The 21,630-nt window shown below is 35.4% G+C and carries 18 protein-coding genes; 6 read left to right on the forward strand and 12 right to left on the reverse strand.

The annotated features are described in order from the left end of the window. Positions 1–188 precede the first annotated feature (188 nt). From ccsB to ACIGHG_RS00660, 9 genes are all read right to left on the reverse strand, one after another. Complete coding sequence (gene ccsB, locus ACIGHG_RS00620) at positions 189–1,346, reverse strand: c-type cytochrome biogenesis protein CcsB (protein WP_336471605.1); 1,158 nt, start codon at positions 1,344–1,346, stop codon at positions 189–191. Next, the gene (gene resB, locus ACIGHG_RS00625) at positions 1,330–2,982 is read right to left on the reverse strand and encodes a cytochrome c biogenesis protein ResB (protein WP_336471604.1); all 1,653 of its coding nucleotides are present in this window, start codon (positions 2,980–2,982) and stop codon (positions 1,330–1,332) included. The genes ccsB and resB overlap by 17 nt, the downstream gene beginning before the upstream one ends. A 149-nt stretch (positions 2,983–3,131) precedes the next feature. After that, positions 3,132–3,653 (reverse strand): thiol-disulfide oxidoreductase ResA, encoded by a 522-nt coding sequence (resA, locus tag ACIGHG_RS00630; RefSeq protein ID WP_090915513.1) that lies wholly within the window; start codon positions 3,651–3,653, stop codon positions 3,132–3,134. A gap of 432 nt (positions 3,654–4,085) precedes the next feature. After that, a complete protein-coding gene (gene rluB, locus ACIGHG_RS00635; RefSeq protein WP_396546674.1) occupies positions 4,086–4,814 on the reverse strand; it encodes a 23S rRNA pseudouridine(2605) synthase RluB in 729 nt (242 codons plus the stop codon). A 290-nt stretch (positions 4,815–5,104) separates the two neighbouring features. Further along, on the reverse strand, positions 5,105–5,635 hold the full coding sequence (gene spmB, locus ACIGHG_RS00640) for a spore maturation protein SpmB (protein WP_090915509.1): 531 nt from the start codon (positions 5,633–5,635) through the stop codon (positions 5,105–5,107). Continuing rightward, positions 5,632–6,228 carry a nucleoside recognition domain-containing protein gene (locus tag ACIGHG_RS00645; RefSeq protein ID WP_336471602.1) on the reverse strand — a complete coding sequence of 199 codons (597 nt, stop codon included), beginning with the start codon at positions 6,226–6,228 and terminating at the stop codon, positions 5,632–5,634. Before ACIGHG_RS00645 ends, spmB begins: the two co-directional genes overlap by 4 nt. Next, entirely contained in the window at positions 6,221–7,342 is a 1,122-nt protein-coding gene (locus ACIGHG_RS00650; RefSeq protein WP_336471601.1) for a D-alanyl-D-alanine carboxypeptidase family protein, read from the reverse strand. Before ACIGHG_RS00650 ends, ACIGHG_RS00645 begins: the two co-directional genes overlap by 8 nt. Positions 7,343–7,480: 138 nt before the next feature. Next, positions 7,481–8,395 (reverse strand): superoxide dismutase, encoded by a 915-nt coding sequence (locus ACIGHG_RS00655; protein WP_090915503.1) that lies wholly within the window; start codon positions 8,393–8,395, stop codon positions 7,481–7,483. Positions 8,396–8,502: 107 nt separating this feature from the next. Next, complete coding sequence (locus ACIGHG_RS00660; RefSeq protein ID WP_336471600.1) at positions 8,503–8,994, reverse strand: DUF3907 family protein; 492 nt, start codon at positions 8,992–8,994, stop codon at positions 8,503–8,505. A 618-nt stretch (positions 8,995–9,612) separates the two neighbouring features. On the opposite strand from ACIGHG_RS00660, the gene mprF reads away from it, so the two are divergent. Then, positions 9,613–12,186: a bifunctional lysylphosphatidylglycerol flippase/synthetase MprF gene (gene mprF / locus ACIGHG_RS00665; protein ID WP_336471599.1), complete on the forward strand. Its 2,574-nt coding sequence runs from the start codon at positions 9,613–9,615 to the stop codon at positions 12,184–12,186. Positions 12,187–12,189: 3 nt separating this feature from the next. Here the strand turns inward: mprF and ACIGHG_RS00670 are convergent, their stop codons facing one another. Continuing rightward, positions 12,190–12,963 (reverse strand): hypothetical protein, encoded by a 774-nt coding sequence (locus ACIGHG_RS00670; protein ID WP_090915497.1) that lies wholly within the window; start codon positions 12,961–12,963, stop codon positions 12,190–12,192. 435 nt (positions 12,964–13,398) lie between these two features. On the opposite strand from ACIGHG_RS00670, the gene deoD reads away from it, so the two are divergent. The 5 genes from deoD to ACIGHG_RS00695 all read left to right on the forward strand — a co-directional run bounded on the left by deoD (position 13,399) and on the right by ACIGHG_RS00695 (position 17,327). Next, complete coding sequence (gene deoD, locus ACIGHG_RS00675) at positions 13,399–14,106, forward strand: purine-nucleoside phosphorylase (RefSeq protein WP_336471598.1); 708 nt, start codon at positions 13,399–13,401, stop codon at positions 14,104–14,106. Between the two features lie 172 nt (positions 14,107–14,278). Beyond that, positions 14,279–16,096 (forward strand): sensor histidine kinase, encoded by a 1,818-nt coding sequence (locus ACIGHG_RS00680; RefSeq protein ID WP_396546678.1) that lies wholly within the window; start codon positions 14,279–14,281, stop codon positions 16,094–16,096. Between the two features lie 106 nt (positions 16,097–16,202). Beyond that, the gene (locus tag ACIGHG_RS00685; RefSeq protein WP_090915491.1) at positions 16,203–16,733 is read left to right on the forward strand and encodes a tyrosine-type recombinase/integrase; all 531 of its coding nucleotides are present in this window, start codon (positions 16,203–16,205) and stop codon (positions 16,731–16,733) included. Between the two features lie 39 nt (positions 16,734–16,772). Beyond that, complete coding sequence (locus ACIGHG_RS00690) at positions 16,773–16,952, forward strand: hypothetical protein (RefSeq protein WP_336471596.1); 180 nt, start codon at positions 16,773–16,775, stop codon at positions 16,950–16,952. A gap of 183 nt (positions 16,953–17,135) precedes the next feature. Next, positions 17,136–17,327 carry a DUF3924 family protein gene (locus tag ACIGHG_RS00695; protein WP_090915487.1) on the forward strand — a complete coding sequence of 64 codons (192 nt, stop codon included), beginning with the start codon at positions 17,136–17,138 and terminating at the stop codon, positions 17,325–17,327. A gap of 80 nt (positions 17,328–17,407) precedes the next feature. Here ACIGHG_RS00695 and ACIGHG_RS00700 read toward each other — a convergent pair whose 3' ends face one another. Together ACIGHG_RS00700 and ACIGHG_RS00705 are read right to left on the reverse strand one after the other, a co-directional pair. Next, a complete protein-coding gene (locus ACIGHG_RS00700) occupies positions 17,408–19,366 on the reverse strand; it encodes a beta-propeller fold lactonase family protein (protein ID WP_461781907.1) in 1,959 nt (652 codons plus the stop codon). A gap of 198 nt (positions 19,367–19,564) precedes the next feature. After that, positions 19,565–21,625 (reverse strand): hypothetical protein, encoded by a 2,061-nt coding sequence (locus tag ACIGHG_RS00705; protein ID WP_396546681.1) that lies wholly within the window; start codon positions 21,623–21,625, stop codon positions 19,565–19,567. Positions 21,626–21,630 lie beyond the last annotated feature (5 nt).

Genomic DNA, 21,630 nt, shown 5'->3' on the forward strand with positions numbered 1-21,630 from the left:
TATGTATTTTTCCTGAACTATATCATTTGTCCTCGACATTATTTTACAAAATCACTCTATACTTTGTCATGTTTTTCTCAAAAAAGAAAAGAAATTAACAAAATTAAAATAGGAAAGTGACAGTCACTTTCCTATTTTATACCGCAATAATGAACTGCACAATAGAATTCGTTGAACTTCAATTTTTGTTATGCATACGAATGCAAACCTGCAATCACTAAGTTTACTACTACAAAGTTAAACATAATAATTGCAAAGCCAATTACTGCAAGCCACGCTGATTTTTCACCGTGCCACCCTTTCGATAAGCGTAAATGTAAAAACGCTGCATAAAAGAGCCAAGTAATTAGTGCCCAAACCTCTTTCGGATCCCAGCCCCAAAAACGCGTCCATGCAATTTGTGCCCAAATCATCGCAAAGATTAATGCACCTAACGTAAAGACTGGGAATCCAATTGCGACAGAGCGATAGCCGATTTCATCAAGCAAATCACTATCAACTTTCTGCAGTGCAGGTTGAATCGCTGCTGCTACTCGTTTTCTCAAAATCAATCTTAAGAGAATATATAGACCCGTCCCTATAAGTATCGACCAAATCACTGTGTTTAATTTTTTCGCATTGATAATAGCCGGCGTTTCCATTACAGGTTCAAATTTTTCAACTGTAACTAACTTGCCTTCATGGGGACCGACTAAAGCAGGTAAATTATATACCATTTCTGCTTGCTGCTCATTTTTATTAATCCATTGGAACTTCGCTTCATACTTCACACTTGAAAAAGCAGTTGTCACTGCTATAAATCCAATTACACAAACAAGCGAAAAAATAACTGCTTCCAGCCAAAATGTTTGCTTGCTTTTTTTGGACTGGTCCACATTTTTCAGTAAATATATAACCCCCGTAATAAAACTAATCGATAAAATAGCTTGTCCAGCCGCTGCTGTTGTTACATGAATATGTAGCCAGTTACTTTTTAACGATGGAATAAGTGGCGTAATTTCTCTTGGAAACATGCTTGCATAGGCAATTAGTAAAATAGCAACTGGAAGCGCAAATAAGCCAAGTATACTTGTCCGATACATAAAATAAATAAGAATAAACGCACCAACCATCATCATACCGAAAAATGTCCCAAACTCAAAAAAATTACTCACCGGTGCATGCCCTGATGCAATCCATCTCGTAACAAAATATACTGACTGAGCAGCAAAACCTAAAATCGTAATACTTATCCCGATGTTTGCCCACTTTCGCCCTTTTTCTTTAATCGCTCCCCCAAAGAACAGTGTTGCAACTAAATATAATACGAAAGCAGTAAATAAGAAATTACTACTTATTTCTACCATACTCTCTCCCCACCTTAACTAATTTTTTCTCATTTACTCTATCATTTGGCTGCGGAATATTTGTTCCTTCTAACACTTTTTCGATCTCTTTTCGCAAACCATACCAATTTTTATTTGTATGACCAGCAATCCACCATTCATTATCAACACGCTGTATCCAAATGCGACGATGATTCCAATACATCCCTTGGATAACACCGACCATGAAAATAAAACCTCCTAAAGCTATAACCCAAAGTGTTAAATCTTTCCGAACAGTAAGTGCTGTAACATTGCGCATTTCTACACCTGCAAAAGACATTTTGTATAAGTTGTTTCCTTCGGGCTCTATATTTTGTCGAATTCCGACAAAGCTTACTTCTCCATTCGGCGTTTCAGGCGTAAACATTTTAAAGACAAAAGCAGGATTGTTAGGAAGCTTCGTTTTTGTATTCGGCTTTCCGCTTTCATCAAAGTAAAAATCGGGAAAATAACTTAACAAATGCAAAGAATATCCATTTCCTAAATCGTATGTTTCTTTTGGATTTGTTAGGTCAACTGTAATCGGACCCCATTTTTGTCCGCCATCTTTCTTTTGTAAAGAGAAAGACATTTTACTAAATTCGCCTTCTTTAAAATCAACTTGGTACAGAGCATAATCATCAAATTTAAGAGGTTCATTTACCCGAATGTTATACTCTTTCACTTTCTCAAGTTTCGGCTGCTCGCCAGCAACATTTTTCCCGACCACTTTATACAACACGGCATTTGTTTGATAATTTTTTGCAATCATTTTATTTCCAACTCGGTCAATCGCCTCATTAAATACTTCATTTTCTTTACTTTTATCATAAACTTCTTTAATAAATTTTTCATTTTTCAAATAGTACTTTCCGTCTGTTCCAGGAATTTCTTTCGTTTCACCTTCACGAAGCCAAAGCGATGCATCTACATACATACCAGGGACAAAACGCAGCATCGTTCCAAATAAGAAAATAATAAGACCAATATGATTTACATATGGACCCCAGCGTGAAAAACGGCCTTTTTCTGCTAGAATGTTATCATCTTCCACTTGAATGTTGTATTTTTTCTTTTTCAAGTTCTCGTTCACACGTGCAATCTCTTCTGTTGTCGCAAACGCTACTCCGTATAATCGCTGTCTTTTTAAAAAACTTGGATGTCTTGTTACCCTTTGTTTTTTCAGCGCTTTATATAAAGGAACAACACGATCTAAACTACATATAACAAGAGAAATCCCAATAGATGCTATTAAAATCATATACCACCAGGAACTATATAGATTATTAAATCCTAATTGATAATATAATTTTCCAAGGAAACCATATTGCTGTTCATAATATTCTCCCGGCGTGATGGTTGGTGGAATATACATTTCTTGCGGAAAAATCGTTCCAATCCCAGACGCGATAAGTGTAATTACAATAAGCCATATTCCAACTTTTACGGAGGAAAAAAAGCTCCAAATTTTATCTATTACTGTTTTGGTATGTGTAAGAGAGCGCCGTGCACTTCCCTCATATCGCATATCTAGTAAATTTGTATCCTGTTCATCTTCAAAAGGCTTCCCGCAAGCTTCACAAAAAATTGTACCAATTGGGTTTACGTGACCACAAACACATTTTATTTGTTCCAAATTTTTCACCGCCTTTTTCTTATTCCTATGTATCTATGTTTCTAAGGTAATTAACGAAATACTCAGAAATCTCATGATAGGTACTGAAAATCCATGTGCAGCACCTCGATTACCGAAGAGCACGAATAGATTTTCTATACTCTTCTCACTTATGGAGTAATTTTCTTTAAATATTCTTCCATTTGTTCTTTTGATTGTGTACCTGTAATTTTTTCGATAACCTTGCCATCCTTATCGATTAAAAACGTTGTCGGTAGTGGCCCTACACCATATGTATTTAAAATTTCTTGCCCTTTATCAATCGCTACAGGAAATTTCAGTCCATATCCACTCACAAAATTTTTCACCGCAAGTTCCGTTTCGTCTGCATCTAATGCCACTATTTCAACACCTTTTTCCTTATATTTCGGGTACAGTTCATTCATATATGGCATTTCTTTCTCACAAGGCTTACACCATGTCCCCCAGAAATTTAAGAAAACCCCTTTTCCTTTCAATTCTTTTAGCGTAATCTTTTTACCTTCTAAATCAGTGGCAACGAAGTTTGGTGCTTCTTTTCCTACTTGTACTTTCTCTTTATCAACAAAAAAGTTTTGATATAACGTAAACCCTAATGCCCCTCCTAATATGAGCAATATAATTACACGAAATAACAGTCTATTTTTCTTCACAGTGTCTCTCCTTCCTTAACAAAATAAAGAAGTTTAGCACATACTAAACTTTTCTATAAAAATACCAATTGAAAAACCGACATAAAACCTTCTTTTTAGGTAGGCAAGAGGGTCTGGCCATGCATAGAAGCGGTCAGGTCCTTTTCCTGCCACATGCAAGGTGTAAAACAAAGGGAGAAAGCAAGTAGCAGTCATGTATTTTTCTGCATAACAGCGACTTATAAGGAAAAGCGACGCTGATTGTTTAGGCCTATTGGCTAAGGTTCTTTCACACAGAAGGTGTTTTTTACCTTCTCGTGTGGAAGGTTCTTAGACATGAGGGCCTAGGAGGCAGAGCTAGACAAAGATGTCAAAAAATTAAAATGAATTTATATATGTATTCACTTCTATCAGCAAAAATTTCTTTACTGATAGAAGCTTTTATATTCTGTACTATCTCGGTTTCGTTGAAGCAAGAGCACGAAGTTGTTTTACTTCATGAGGAGATAATTCTCTTGCATCCCCTGGGCGTAAACTACCTAACTCTAAAAAGGCATAACGCTCACGCTTTAATTTCATAACTTTACATCCAACTGCTTCAAACATTCTACGCACTTGGCGATTTCTTCCTTCATGAATTGTCAATTGTACAATTACAATCTCTTTACGTTTATCCCAAGAAAGAATTTTCACACGGGCAGGCGCTGTCTTTCCTTCTTCTAGCATAACGCCTTTTTCTAACATGCGGATTTTTTCACCAGTTAGCTGACCTTTTACCTTTGCCACGTATGTTTTGTCAACCTTATACTTTGGATGCATTAAAATGTTCGCAAACTCTCCGTCATTTGTCATCAATATTAAACCAGACGTATCATAGTCTAATCGTCCAATTGGAAAAAGACGTTGTGGAATTTCCGCAAAGAAATCTGTCACCACTTTTCTTCCTTTATCATCTGTTACACTCGAAATAACACCGGTTGGTTTATATAATAAAAAGTAAGCAGGTGTTTCTTTTTCGAGAGGAATATTATTTACCTCAACTTTATCTTGTGCACTCACTTTCGTTCCTAGTTCGGTCACGACTTTTCCGTTAACCTTAACTTTCCCTTGTTGAATGAGTTCTTCTGCTTTTCTTCTCGATGCAATACCTGCTTGCGCTATTACCTTTTGTAGTCGTTCCATTTCGTTTCTTCACCTCAAATTCATCTTACCTTCATTAGAAGGACTTGGCAACTGTCTAGCCTTGCTGACAATTCCCCTTACTTACCATAAACAACATCGCCAACTTTATAAGCTAATAAAGGAATAAAATACATTTTTCCTCTTTATTATGATTTACTCCCTTCTTTTTGCTTACAACAAATGTTCACGGTTTTGTCAAAAATAATCCATAAAAAAACCACTATTAAGCACATTCTTAATAGTGGCTGTATCCGTATTATAGTCTAATTTAAATTAAAAATGAACCATTATTACTGAAACATAAGTGAAACAAATACAATTGAGCACACAATACCAATTAAATCAGCAAATAATCCCACCTTTAAGGCATCGCCCATTTTCCGAATCCCAACCGCTCCAAAATAAACTGTTAAAATATAAAAGGTTGTATCTGTACTTCCTTGCATCGTAGACGCAAGCCTCCCAATAAACGAATCTGGTCCATATGTGGCAATTAAATCCGTTGTAATACTTAGCCCTGCTGATCCAGAAATAGGACGAATAAGTGCAAGGGGAACAATTTCTGCTGGCACATGGATAGCATCTAACATTGGTTTCATGACATGTATCATTGCATCTAGCGCGCCTGAAGCCCGGAATATTGAAATAGAAACGAGCATACCAACCATGAACGGTAAAATAGATACAGCAATTTGAATTCCTTCTTTCCCGCCTTCTACAAATGATTCATACGTCGGTACTTTTTTTGCCGTCCCATATAATAGAATAAATCCAATTACACATGGAATAACCCATAAAGAAATCGTATTAACGACGCTCATTTTTTCTTCCCCTTTCTATTTCTTCTTCGGTAAAAATAACGGTCAATCCAAATAGCTCCAATCATAGATAAAACTTGGGCGATAAACGTTGCGCCTACAATTTCAGTTGGATTTGCAGAGTGATATGTCATCCGAATCGAAATAACCGTAGTGGGAATAAGTGTAATAGCTGATGTATTTAAAGCAAGAAAGGTTATCATAGAGCGGCTCGCAGAGTCTCTTCCTCCATTTAACTCTTTTAAATGTTCCATTGCTTTAATCCCAAGCGGAGTAGCTGCATTTCCTAACCCAAAAAAATTTGCCATCATATTAGATAAGATAAAACCTAGTGCTGGATGATTCTTCGGTACTTCTGGAAAGAGTTTTTTTACAAGAGGCATAAACAATGCAACAAGTTTCTTTAGCAGACCAGCTTCCTCGGCAATTTTCATTAAACCAAGCCAAAAAACAAGAACACTAATCAATCCGATACAAATGGTTACGGCATTTTTTGAACCTTCGAAAACTGCTTTATTCACTTCATCCATCGTTCCATTAAACATTGCATATACAATACCAATTACCGCCATCGCAACCCATATAATATTAACCATCTATTTCCACACCTAACATGTGAGAAAATACTTCTTTAAAATCTTTCCAAAACAAACCTGTAGTCACAATAAGTTTCCGTTTACTATAAAAAAGGTTACGCTCTCCAACTTCTTCATCATTTAAATAGGCAACGGCACGCCCTACTTTTTCTCCATCTATCAGCTTGGCCGATTTATCAAATTCAATTTTCAATGTAACCTTTTTAGCTTCGTCTTCCGTTAGTGGCACTAATAAATCATTTTTCGTATATATATGATTTGTATACTTTTTGTCTTGCAGTTCAGAAAGGGGGCCCTTCGCTACTACCGTAGTTGCTGTATATTGTTTAAATCCTTCATTAAATAAGTACATATGATCGTCCCAATCACTCGAAGCTTGCAATGTTACAACAATCAAATCTAGCCCATCCTTTGATGCAGTTGTTACAAGTGTGCGCCCTGCCTTTTTCGTAAATCCAGTTTTCCCTCCTGTTGCATACTCGTACATAGAAGTAACAAGCTTATGTTTATTTTTCCATGGATAGTCCCATACTTCAGACTGATACGTTTTCGTTCCAAAAATTTTACGAAATGCCTCATTTTCCATGGCATACCTTGTTAACAGTGCCATATCATATGCTGAAGAATAATGTGTTCCATCTCCGTCTAAACCATGTGGATTAGAAAAATGTGTATCCTTCATTCCAATTTGTGCTGCTTTTTCATTCATTAAATAAACGAATCCATCTATACTTCCGCCAACATATTCTGCAATTGCCTGAGCTGCATCATTTCCTGAGCGCAACATTAAGCCATATACTAAATCTTCTAACGGTACTTTCTGTCCTGGTTTTAAATAAATCGCTGACCCTTCCACCCGAACTGCTGTATTACTAATGGATACCTTTTCTTTCATTTTTCCTGATTCGGCTGCTAAAAGTGCGGTCATAATTTTTGTAATACTTGCGATTTTTTCAGATTCATGCTCTAACTTTCCATATAGTACACGCCCCGAATGCTGCTCCATCAACACCGCATTACGTGCACTAACATTATTCATTTGCGCATATGTATCATTTGGTAGCATACTTGCACATATTATAATAAGTGCAATCACGATCCCTCTTCCTCTCATGCATTCACGTCCTTTTTAGCACTTTTTGTACAAGTGTATGCTTGGACCTTTAAAATATGAATGGAAGTTGAGATGCAAGACTAACTCCATAAGAATAGAAAGACAATTAAAAAAGACGCATCGCGATGTATGATGCGTCTAATATGGTATCCACTGAAGTTCTTTTACACTTTGAAATCTTTTTTCTACATCACCCCAGTTGACAATATTCCACCAATTCTTAATATATTCTTCCTTTCGGTTTTGATACTGCAAATAATATGCATGCTCCCATACATCAAGTACTAGTAAAGGGATTGTATCCCACTGCGTAAATAATTGATGAAGTGTACTTTGTAAAATTTCTAATCGTCCGGAACGAGGTGCCCAAACGAGAATTGCCCACCCCGAACCTTCCACCTTCGCTGCCGCTTCTGTAAAGTGTTTTTGAAAACGTAAAAAGCTCCCAAAACCTTTTTCAATTTCCCTCGATAAGTCTCCGTGCGGACTGCCACCACCATCTTTTTTCATATTGTTCCAAAAAATAGTGTGTAAATAATGTCCAGAACCATGGAAAGCAGCTTCTCTCTCCCAATGCTTTATTAAATCAAATTGATTTGTTTTTCGTGCTTCTGCCATCATCTTCTCTGCCTTATTCAATCCCTCTACATAACTACGATGATGTTTATCGTGGTGAAGCATCATAATTTCCCTTGAGATATAAGGCTCTAGCGCATTATACGGATACGGAAGCGGTGGCAAGGTATGTCCGCCAATTGGTACAGAAGCTCTTGCATAATTTCTTTCATATAATGCATATTGTTCTGAATCAGACATTAACGCTTCTTGTAAGTAGTGTTGAATATGCTCGACATCATCACTAATTTCATAGACAAACTCTGCATCGTAATCATATTCATTTTCTTTAATCCGATCTAATAGCATTTGAATTTTATATGCAAGCATATGAACATCATACACTTCTGTTGCCCGGCTATCTAATACGTGGAGAACACTTTCGCACCAACTTTCAACTTCATGAAAGTAATCAGTGAACACTTCTTGCTGGCTCATATGACACCCCCATCAATATATCCTTTTTAAATGTATTCAAAATTACGGTCGTATATGACGGTTCAAAAAGCAAAAGAAGCTAGGAATTACCTAACTTCTTACAGTAGTTAATATTTTTGTATCATTTTCGTTTGATAGTCTGTTTCATAATATTCTAACTCTTCACGCAACATTTGGAATTTTCCTTCTAACTCTTTCATCATTTGTTCAATGGAAAAAGGAGGTTGCTTTTGAAACGCAATTGAATTCTTTCCTGTATAAGCTGATCGACTATTTTCATACCAATGATCATTTTTGGGTGAAAAAAACTCTGCAATCACTTGATGATAAATTTTATATAGCGTTCTCTCCGCTGCATTTTTCCTAAACGGTTTATTATTCAGTAATACGCAGCAAGCATCTAAGCCTTCTTCACAAAATACAAGTAAGCGTCGAATGGAAGCTAACAATCCAGCAAAATACTGTTCATCGCCTTCTGGTGTTTCTTCTAATAATAAAGGTAACGTATGATTGTTCACATATTTTGTAATTACTTCAACTACTTCTCCCAAAAAAACAGTTACTTGCTGCGTTTGGTTTTCAACCATTAAATTGGACATGCTAGTTTCTCCCCCCACCATTTGAACTGATTTTGAAAGTTGATTTTTCTGTTATGTATTTATTTTGGATCAGCTTCTTTACAAAATGTCTTCCCCCAATTGTATCTTCATCAAAATATACGCAAAAGTCTTTTAGCGTATTAATATGAAAATCCTCTCACACTATCTCTATTTTTACCACATAACTACAGAACAACATCACGCAAATATATGTTTTGATTTTCGATTTTAAAAACCAATTTCCTTCAAAAGAAGTAAATTCTTTCAAAAAAACTTCAAAATAAAGTGGGATTTCTCAGATTTTTGAGTTTAGAGTCTTACCGACCATTAATAGCGGCACAAAACATGTAGTGCCTTTTCTATTCTAGCTTACATATTAGTGGTGAAATGTAAAAAGTTTGATGATGTGGTTGAATACATTTTTTTGTTTATAGCCATTGTAGCCTGTAAACCTCATTTGCTCTCCATTGCATCGAATTTAGCAATTTATGAGTGGAGAATGTTTACACATATAAAGATTACAACTAAATTTTCAAAGAATTTTTCTTTTTATTTTTATTGAAGTTTGTCATAATAAAAATATTGCCTCAGTTTTCTTATACAAGGAGAGTTGTCTTTATGTCGTTTTCATGGAAACGTATATTACAAATCGGAAAATTTATTTTTCCCTTTGCTGTATTAACAATTGTGTTTTTTCAAGCACGCAAAGAACTATCTGGTATTTCATTTCGAGAAGCAGTTGAAACGATTAAACACATTCCACCCGGTGGATTTTTCTTAGCTGTTATACTCGGCGCATTTGCTGTTGCTACAATGTTCTTTTATGATTTTGTTATGCTGCGGCATTTGCAAGCAGATATTCCAGTTAAAAAGATTTTCCGCATTTCTTGGACTGCTAATACATTCAATGGATTTATAGGATTTGGTGGTCTTGTTGGGGCAGGTATACGTACAATGTTATATCGTCCTTATGTACAAGAAAATGGTAAACTTATTCGAAGTATCGCCTGGATGACAACGGCTTTTATTAACGGACTAGCATTATTATCTTTTCTCGGCCTTATTGGTGTACTAGATACAAGATTTATTTTACATGAAAAACCTTGGCTATGGCCTGTTTTCATCTTTTTTGCTCTTTTTGTTCCATTATACATAGGTATTTCCAAAATAAAAAATCGCAAACAAAGAAAAGAAGAAGAGCAAGTAGAAAAAAATCCAACTGTCCTCTACTCACTTGTTTCATTGGTAGAGTGGGTATCAGCAGGCATAGTCATGTATGTCATCTTACTTCTATTTGGAATTGAGATAGACTTCCCTAAGTTTCTTGGTGTATACGTCATTGCAGCTTTGGCTGGCGTTGTGAGTCTTGTACCAGGAGGCCTTGGTTCCTTCGATCTTGTTTTCTTAACAGGGATTGGACAATATGGAGTAGATACAGGTGTATTGCTCCCTGCTATGTTATTATACCGCCTTGTATATTATATTTTACCCTTTGGGCTCGGTTTAATTTTTGCAGCATTTGAAATGACAGGAGCTGCTTTAAAAAAATTTGAAGATAAACCGTTCATTGCACCTGCCCTTGAAACAACCGGAGTCATTTGGACATTACAACGTGATTTTCTAGGAAAACTAGGTTCCTGGGCATCTGCTGCATTAACAATTTTCTCAGGACTCATGGTGATTTTTTCCACCATTTTCCCAACAAGTATTGGACGCGCTCATGCACTGCATATTTTAGTTCCTAAACACCTTGTACAAATTTCCTTTAGTCTATCGCTAACATTTGGTATTTTACTTGTTATTTTATCACGCGGCATTTATCACGGCACGAAACGCTCCTATTATATGACGATTGTATCTCTAATCGGAGCAGCGATTTTCAATACACTAAAAGGAATTGATTTAGAAGAAACCTTTATCTTACTCATTGTACTTACTGTACTATATATGATTCGCAAACGATTTGTTCGAGAACAAATCGCGGTTTCATTCTCAGATGTAGTAAAAGTTTGTCTCTTTTTACTTATTACATTGTATCTTTACAAAAAACTTGGGGTACAATTTGCGGAAGCCAAAGAAGTATTTAAACCTGATTTTGTTGTTCGTAATATTAAACAAGTACAACGCAGTGCAATTGCAGCAGCTTTTTTTGTACCAAGCTTTCTACTAATTGGTTCTATTATCGCCAATCGTTATCGAAATAAATTTCCCGGGCAACCAGCCAATATGACACGACTACAGCACTTTTTAGATGAATACGGTGGAAACGTGTTAAGTCACCTTGGTTTTTTAGGGGATAAGCAATTCTTTTTCAGTAGCGACGGAAAAGCAATGATTCAGTTTGCGTCTGCAGGTAAACGTCTTATTGTACTCGGTGATCCAATCGGACAACCTTCTTCTTTTCGTAAAGTTTTAGAAGAATTTCTAACAGAGGCGGATCGTTTCGGCTATATTTGTGTATTTTATCAAGTTGAAAGTAAATGGATGAGTTTATATCATGATTTTGGTTATAACTTCTTCAAGCTTGGTGAAGAAGCAGTTGTCGATTTGAATGATTTCACAATTTCAGGAAAAAAACGAGCTGGATTGCGTGCCACTTTCAACCGCTTCGAGCGAGAAGGTTACACTTTTGCGATTCACGAGCCGCCATTTACAGATGAATTGTATGATGAACTAAAAAAAGTATCAGATGCATGGCTTGGGGGGAAAAAAGAGAAAAGCTTCTCTCTTGGTTATTTTGATCGTGATTATATAAACCGTGCGCCCATTGCAACACTTTCTGATGCTGATGGTAAAATTATTGCCTTTACAACATTTATGCCTGTATACCAAGATGGTGAATTATCTGTTGATTTGATGCGTTATTATCCTAATGCACCAGGCGGAATTATGGATGCTATGTTCATTCATTTATTCCAATGGACAAAAGAAAATGGCTATTACTGCTTTAATATTGGAATGGCTCCACTTTCTAATGTTGGATTATCAGCGCAATCCTTTTGGTCAGAGCGCGTTGCAGCAGCCATTTTTAATAACGTTCGTTATACATATAGCTTTAGCGGCCTGCGACATTTCAAAGAAAAATATAAACCAACATGGAGCGGGAAGTATTTAGCATTTCGTAAAAATCATTCCTTACCTATTACGATGCTCGCTGTAACAAAATTAATCGGAAAACGAAAAGACAGCTAAAACTTAGCTGTCTTTTCGTTTCTGAACTTGTAATGTAAACTGTTCTTCATATTTCTTTCCGTTTATATAAAAAGTACCCCATATTTTATAAATCCCTTCACTCGGAAACATAACGCGAAATTGTAATTGTTCCTCATCATTATTAGGAACAACATATAGAAAATGCTGTCGCCCTTCATCCACTATACGCAATTCAGCACGTTCTCCCGTATTGGAGCGAAACTTTAGCTTTTGCCCTTTCCCTATTTGAAATTGAAATGTTAATGTTTCTTCTTCATGCGGATATAACGTACGAAATAAAAGCGATGTTCTGTAAGGACCAATATTTTTCGTTAATACCGTATCCGCAGTAATTGGATTTTGTTTTTTTTCTACCACTTTATTTCCTACTGTTATGTTTTTTTCAGCGAACTGTTTTGTTGTATCTCCTGTTTCTTCATATAGAAAAATTGTATATTCTCCTTCTTTTTTAAACTGATGAGTAGCTTTGTAAGAACCATTCCCCACAAAAGTTGGACTCATCTGATATGATTGTGTTAACCGCTTGTCCACAATAAACATTCGAATATGATCGTTTACACCGCGAATTTCAGTTCCTTTTTTATTTTGTAATTCAAATGTAATATTCACGATTTCATTTACATCCATATCATGCAGTTGCCACTTTACTTGTTGTATCTGTCCTGTTGTTTCTTCACTATTTTTATATTTTTTCATATAAAATCCACCAAGAACAATAAGAAGCAAAGCAATAACTCCTATAATAACATTTTTCATGAAATCACCCATCTATTTTTTAATAAATTGTAACACAATTCAGATTATTTTTGCGTAAAAAAACATCTATTAGAGCACAATTCATTCTGTCTGAAGCAGATAATAAACACTCTCTATGAATAGAAGTTTTACTATATTTGCAAGAAAATATATAAATACAAATTGAAAAAATGACATATAAACCACTTTCTTTTTAAATGGACAAGAGCATCTGGCCTGGCAAGCAGTCTGGACTTTTTCCTATCCCATGAAAGGGTAATACAGTGAAACTTCCATCAGAAGTGTTGCTTCTCCCTGAATCTTGAGGTGGCATCTTATTGACCAAATAGTTAGATAAATAGAAATATACTATTGTAAACGCTCTACTTCGTGTATACTACAAAGTGAGATAGATATTTAGTAATATCGATTGTTACATAACAAGGAGGATTTTATATGAGCGTTCATATCGGAGCAAAAGAAGGCGAAATCGCAGAATCTATTTTATTACCTGGAGATCCTTTACGTGCAAAGTATATTGCAGAAAATTTTTTAGAAGATGTAACATGCTACAACAATGTACGTGGCATGCTAGGATTTACAGGGACATATAAAGGAAAACGCGTCTCTGTTCAAGGTACAGGTATGGGAGTTCCTTCTATTTCTATTTATGTAAACGAGCTAATTCAAAGTTACGGTGTAAAAAATTTAATTCGTGTTGGAACATGCGGTGCAATTCAAAAAGACGTAAAGGTACGTGATGTTATTATTGCAATGACTACTTGTACCGACTCTAACATAAATCGTTTAACATTCCCTGGATTTGATTTTGCACCATGTGCAAACTTTGATTTATTAAAGAAAGCATACGATGCTGGTATAGAAAAAGGGTTACACGTCCGCGTTGGTAATGTACTAACAGCCGATGTATTTTACCGTGAAAGCATGGATATGGTTAAAAAACTTGGCGACTACGGTGTATTAGCTGTTGAAATGGAAACAACTGCACTATATACATTAGCTGCAAAATACGGTGTAAATGCATTATCTGTCTTAACAGTAAGTGACCATATCTTTACTGGTGAAGAAACAACTGCTGAAGAACGTCAAACAACATTTAACGAAATGATTGAAATTGCATTAGATGCAGCAATTCAATCATAAATCCGATAAGAACTTGTCATACGTCTGGCAAGTTCTTTTTTTATCCCTCTACTATATATGACCTTTTGAAATAAACTATCTCAGCATGCGACAGATTTTCTCTCCTACTATATTTATTCGTTTGCTATAATAAAATGACGATTATGGAATTTACAGCTTATGAGGTGAAAAAGTGAAAAAACGAAGTATTGTGTTTAAGCTTTTCTTATTAACATCAGCGTTATTTACTGCTACATTTTTACTCTTTTTCGTTGGACAATCACTGTTTTTAGAGAAATTTTATATTAATAAGAAAGTTCATACGGTCCAGACTAATTTCGAAAAATTTGTAAACAAATATGAAAAAAGCAATGGAACCTTCGAAGAGCTTTCAAAGTTTAAACAAGAGTTTTATGAAAAAACAAACGCTGAACTCGTCCTGTTAGACCGCAATGGTATTATTAAAGATGATAAAAATTATCACATTGAAATTGTTGATAAATTTAATAATACACTTTTTATTCCATTGAATAATACTTTCACAATTCCTGAATATTCTTCGTTTATCAATTTAGGATTAAAAATATCTGACCCAATCAGTGTACAAGGTATTTTAAAAAACAATATGATTATTCCTGTTGCAATTACTACTGCTGATAATAAAACATGGCAAAATGATAATATCATTTCAGATTTGAAGCTATTTGGCATTCAGCTTACAGACGTCAAAAGAAACTTATATACAAAAGATTTTAGTAATAGCGTTAACAAATTTGATGGTACTATATCAAAATTGCATATTCCTTCTCCAAACGATATTCGTCTTGCAAATAAAGATACATTAATGCAAGGCATCCAGCATTGGGAACTTTCTGTCGCATTAGGGAAAACGAATGCGAGTGAAATGACAACATATACACTCGGCGGAGAAAACGAAATTAAAAGTCAGATTTTTGTTAAACCCGTTATCACAAATGGGGAAATAAAAGAATTTGCATTTGCAATGACATCATTGCAGCCTGTTAATGAGGCTATGCTTGTTTTGAAAGATTATTATGTTTATGCGTTAATTATCGTCTTTATTGTCATTATTTTATTATCGTTCTATTACTCAAAAATCATTGCAAACCCGCTTATTAAAATGAATCGTGTTACAAAAAAAATGGCAAACTTTGATTTCTCTGAAAAACTCCCTATATCAACAGAGGATGAAATAGGAAGTCTATCAAGTAGCATTAACTCTCTTTCTGTAAATTTAAAGGACCGAATTGATAAATTACATGTAGCAAATACAAAGCTACAACAAGATATTGAAAAAGAACGACAACTAGAAAAAACAAGAAAAGAATTTATCTCTGGCGTATCACATGAATTAAAAACACCATTAAGTGTAATCCGCAGTTTCGCTGAAGGCATTAAAGATGGCGTAAGTAACGACACTACGTATTATACTGACGTTATTTTAGAAGAAACTGATAACATGAACCGCCTTATTGTCGAAATGCTAGAACTTGCAAAACTTGAGTCTGGCACATATAAATTAGAATTGGAAAATTTTTCGGTAGGAGAGTTGATTCAACAAGTATATACTAAGCTATTATTTAGCATCGAAGAAAAAAACTTACAGGTAGAACTTGTATTTGATTCCACTATTTATGTACAAGCAAACCGAAATCGTATTGAACAAGTTGTCGTCAATTTATTAAGCAATGCGATTCGTTATACACCAGTTGGAGAACAAGTAAAAGTATCTGTCAGTGAGTATGAAGAAACCATAAAAGTTGAAATTGAAAATAACGGTACACCGATTCCCGAAGAAAGTTTAGATAAAATATGGGATCGCTTCTATCGAATAGATGCATCACGTAGCCGTCATACAGGCGGAACTGGTCTTGGACTATCTATCGTAAAAAATATCTTAGAATTGCATCATGCTAATTATGGTGTTTATAATAAAGAAAATGGCGTTGTCTTTTACTTTCATTTGCCAAAAGTGAAAGTAATCAAATAAATTGTCCTAATTTCACGAAAAGTTCACATGAAATTCACACACTTCCTTTACAGTAATAACTAGTTAATCCTTTCCTTTACACATATAAAAGAGGAGAGTGCGTGAAATGAAACAAGTAGGACAACCAATTCAAAACGAAAAACAATTAGAAAAAATCAAAGATATACTAATACAATCATCAAAGCGTGATGCTTTATTATTCGTATTAGCTGTGAATTCTGGATTAAAAGTAAGTGAAATATTACAGTTAAAAGTTGGCGATGTTATCGATGAAAATGAGCATGTTCGTCATTCTATTTTGTTCTACAATGACAAAATGAAAAAGCATAAATGGTTCGCTGTAAATGAAGAATTGCAACATACAATTGAACAATATATGAAAGAACGAAAAGTATGGAAGCGAAATGAACCATTATTAAAATCTCAAAAAGGAACAAAATCTATTACGAGACAACATGCTTGGTACATTTTAAACAAAGCGGCAAAAGAAGTTGGTTTAGAAGGGATTAGCTCACATACACTTCGCAAAACGTGGGGATATTGTGCTTATAAATCTGGCGTAGATATTGCATTTTTACAACACTTTTTTGATCATAGTACCCCATCCAAAACTTTAAAATACATCGGTATCGCTTAACTATACTTACTGTAAAGATCGTAAAAGAAGGTAGCTATTTTGAAAATAGTTACCTTCTTTTTATATACATATAGATTAAAACAACCATTTCTTTTTGGTGAGCAAGAACAGCTGATCATGCATGGAAGTGGTCAGGCCCTTTCCTATCACATGCAAAGTTTAAAACAAAATGAAAAAGCGAGTGCAGATTATGTTTTATCCCACATCCACGGACAGTAGGACTCCCACCTCAAGATTCAAAGAAAAGCGAAGAATATAGATGGAAGTTTCTCCTGCACAGCAGTGACTTATATATTCGAAAATTAAAATGTATTTATATATTTTCTGTAACACCTTATATATCTTTCTCTTTTCTTGTTTCTCTCCTCTTCTAGTGATACTCTAATAGTAGGGGGGAGAAATATGAACACATTAACAATTGAATTACCGAAAGAAACATTGGAAAAACTAAGTTTATTACAACAAGCTCACAAAAAGAAAACAGGTGCTGTCGTTACCGAAAGTACACTTATTCAATCTCTTATTTCAAGAGAATTTATTCAAGAAGTTACACCATTTGATTTACAGCAATACGTACAACAAAAAGAACAGTGATAAGTTTCTAAAAGACAAAAAACCCTTATCTTTAAGATAAGAGTTTTTGTCTTTTAAGGCAAGATAACCACGGCTTCTTCCTATTGAATTGATTTTACATATTCTGCGATTGCATGAACTTCCTGTTTTGATAGCTGCGGCTTTTCTTCATATTGATGCTTTTCTACTGCTTCTTCAACGTTTTTCGCACTACCATCATGTAAGTATGGGGCTGTCGCCCATGCACCGCGAAGTGTTGGAGGATCAAAATATCCTTTTGGTCTTTTATTTTGGAATCCCCCACGCGCATCACCATCATAATTTGTATCTGTTTCATTAGCAGTTCCAATGTTATAAAGGAAGTTTGTATTGTTCGTCGTTAATGTACCATTTTCATCAACAGCTTTTGTGCTATTTGTGAAATTATCCCCGCCATGACATGTTAAACAATTTGCCTTACCTTTAAACAACTGCTCTCCATCCTTCGCAGTAGGTGTTAATTCTCCATTTCCTTGACGATATGGACTTTTTGGGACAGGAAACGAATTCGGATCATCCAAAAAGGCTTGCAACGCATCATACATGTGCTGAACATCTTTTGGAAGTTCTTTTCCTGGATCAATTTCCATCATACCGCCCATTTCACCTTGTACGGTATGAATATAATCTGTAAACTCATCACGTGCGCCGTCCCACATAAACAAACCTGTTTTTGTCGTTAAGACGTTGCTTGGTACATTTCGCTTCCCTCTTGGTGTCAGTAATGATAAACCATTAATTTCTCCATCACTATGACACGTTGCACAGCTCATCCAGTTGTTTCCTGTAATCGCTGTTGTATATTTATCGCTATTTGCACTGTAGAAAATTTCTTTTCCTTCACGAACAAGTTTTGATAAGGAATCTTTTTCAATTAATTTAACTGTCTTCTTATCAGCTTTCACTTTTGCATATGAATCATCTCCCCCTGTTTCTAGAAAAGCAAGATCATGACTCATCGCATTATGAACTACTAATGTGTTTTCTTTTGGAAGCAACGTAATACCGCGTGGATTACTTCCTGGAATGCGCCTTACAATTTGCGTTGCATTTCCTCCACGTGTTAAATCAAACATCATGAGATCTTCACTACCAGACATAACTACAAATGCCTTTGTGCCTTTTTCATTAAAAACTACGTCATATGGATTTGATACAATCATCGTTTCATTTTTTGTATTTTTCACATTCATCGCTTCGAATAATTGTTTCCGCTGATTTATAATTTCCTCATCTTTTTCTAAATCAATAATCGACACAGCTGGAAAAACTGTTTCTTCAAACTGAATGGGTGTATCCACATTTGTAAGCAGATGTGGAACCCAAGCCGTTTTCCCATCTGGTGCAATAACAAATTGCTCTAATGTATTTGGAATTCCTTGACTCTTTTTATGGTCTTCTTTATCCGGTGAAGATGCAAGTGTAATCACTTTCTTCACTTTATTACTCTCTGTATCTACAACACTAATTTTCCCCTCCAAATAGTGCGGTACATACAATTTCTTTCCGTCTTTTGTCATCGCAAGCGTACGTGGGCGATCGCCAATCTTAATCTTTTGTACCGTTTTCTTCTTCTCAATATCAATAACCGATACATTACCAGAACGAAAATTCGATACATATAACTTCGTTCCATTTGGATTTGTAACAACACCAAATGGCTCAATTTCAGTCGAAATTCGATCAATGACTTTCTTCTTTTCAAGTGAAACAACATCTACTTTATTATCGTACATACAAGAAACATATAATTTCGTTTCATCAGGGCTCATTGTTAATTGTCTCGGTTCTTTTCCAACTGGAATCTCTGATACTACTTTTCTACTTTTTGCATCCATAATTGTTACTGTATTAATATCAATATTTGCTGTATAAATCCACTTTCCATTAGCACTCGTTACAATGTTATTACTATGAATAGCGGCGCTACGCTTCTCTTCTTTTCCTGATGTTTTCATCCCGCAACTCGCAAAAATCCCGATACATAGGAGTAATGTAATCGCCATAAACAATCGCTTCATCATTTAGCCCTTCTCTCTTTATCTCACTCTACCGTACAGTCTCTCCCATCTATACAATGAAGATAGAAGAGAAGTAACCACCCTTTTTAGCCATCAATAAAAAACACATCATCTTCTGATAGAAATTTCATTTTGTTACACTCTTTCATAAAAACCGAACAAGTTTATAAACTTGTTCGGTTTATTAATCTCATAAATTTATTTTCCCTTTTTCACTTCAACATTGACAAGAACTGGAGCAATACCATATTTACCATGACCTGCTTGAATTTGCGGTACATTGTCCTTATCTGTATTTCCAAGCTTCCCTTTTATATAAACATCGCCAGTATCCCAAAACTCACTTGTTTGCATTCCTTCTTTTAATGAAGGCCCATTGATTACTTGATCATAAAAATCAACATAACGAGAAGTAATTATTTTTTGTTCTAATGAATCGTATTTCGTTTTATCTGCATCTGTATTACTTAAATTTTGCAATGCAACACGCAAGACTGCTGATACACTTCCAGCGGTATAAGGAGTATACTTCATTTCACCTTTTTTCGTTTCATATGCATGTGCTTCTTTATTCCACATTTTACGATCTACTAAGTCATAAAGTTTACGTGCTTCTTCACGATACGTTTCATCTTTTGTTGCTAAAAAGGCTGCAGTCAACCCTCGAATTGCTCCTAGCTGCGCTTCTAATGTAACCGGATCAGTATCTTGTCCTTTTCCAATTGTATAACTATTTGCCATAAATCCATCTTTTGTCTTCATATTTTTTAATAAGAAGTCTGCTTGCGTCTTCATCATTTGAAGAGCACGTTTACCTTCTTCTGTTTGTAAGCCTTGTGCCTCTGCTCCGCTCGCATATCCAACTGGCATACCATCAATGGCACGCTGGAATATACGAAGCGCTTCTACCATATAACTTGCATCAAACGTATCAATACGTTTGCCTTGTTCTGTTCCGCTATGCTCTGTAACAAACGCTCCTGTTTCTTTATTATAGTGCATCGCTTCAATATTTTTAAAGACTTGTAACATGACATCACGATTTAATGAATAAGGATCATCTGCCTTTGCATCGTTAGCCGTGTCCCCATCTATATTTTCTGTTACCGCTTTTGCAAACGGTGCCCCATCAAATGCTGCTTGGAACGCTGGATTTACATTTTTATTACCTGGACGCTGGTCTACCATTCCGAAAAATTCAGCAGTTGGCCACAACATCATCCATTGATCCCGAAGCACACTGCGCGCGTCTTTCACTTCTAATTGACTAGCTTTAGCAATACCATTCTTGTTCTCTTCCGTTACTTTAATCTCATGAGGTAAGTAAACGAGACCGCTCGCAGGACTATATTTACTTCCTGCCCCGTTTGTTAATTGTTTTGTATTTGCATCATAAAAGAGCCCATCGCGAATATATGAAAGTTTATTCCAAATTTCCTCTGTTAAAATCACACCTTGCATACCATCAGCACTACTTTTCCCAAGACGAATATTCGAATCTTGATCTTGCGTGTTTGATGTAGCTTCTAATTCTTCATCCTTATCTACTGTATGAAAACCACCTAAAAAATCCCCTGCCCATAATGCTTGTTTTAAAAATGCAGAACCGTATGCTGCTGGTGTTAATGTTTTATTCATTTTTGAACGATCCCAGCGTAGTGTTTTAAAATCCATCTGGAAAGATGGTACATATGTCTTATCATCATTTTCTGCATATACAGACGTATCTACTTTTTGTATATAATGCGGATCACCACCAGCATACTCCATAAATGTTGGATACATATTTGCAAAGATTTCTTTACGCGGATATCCTACACTATCTGCTAATGTATAAAATCTCTCTTCTAGCCAAGATGGTACTTCTTTATTTTCTTCTTTTGTCATCTTTTGTACAATTGGTGCATGAAGTAAATGGAAACCAAGTCCTGATTTTTCTACTACCTCATACATGCCTTCTTCTGAGTACTCATAAGACTCGATACCAGCCATATAATCAAATTTTGTTGGTTTATTTCGTTTTTTTGCATCTAAAATATCTAAATCTAAACCTAAACCTTCTGCTAACGGTTCACCGGCTAATTCAAATTCTGCATATGCAAACATGTTTGCTGCTGTATCAAATGTATAATCCGTTACCGGTACACCATATGTACTTTTTTCTTTTGCCGTCTCTTCTTTTTTATTAGAACACCCTACTGAAAGTAATAATGAGGAAACAACAGCAACTGTCGTCATCACTTTCCATGGCTTTTTCATCTATT

Source organism: Bacillus sp. NPDC077411 (genome assembly GCF_044543425.1).
Lineage (GTDB): Bacteria > Bacillota > Bacilli > Bacillales > Bacillaceae_G > Bacillus_A > Bacillus_A bruguierae.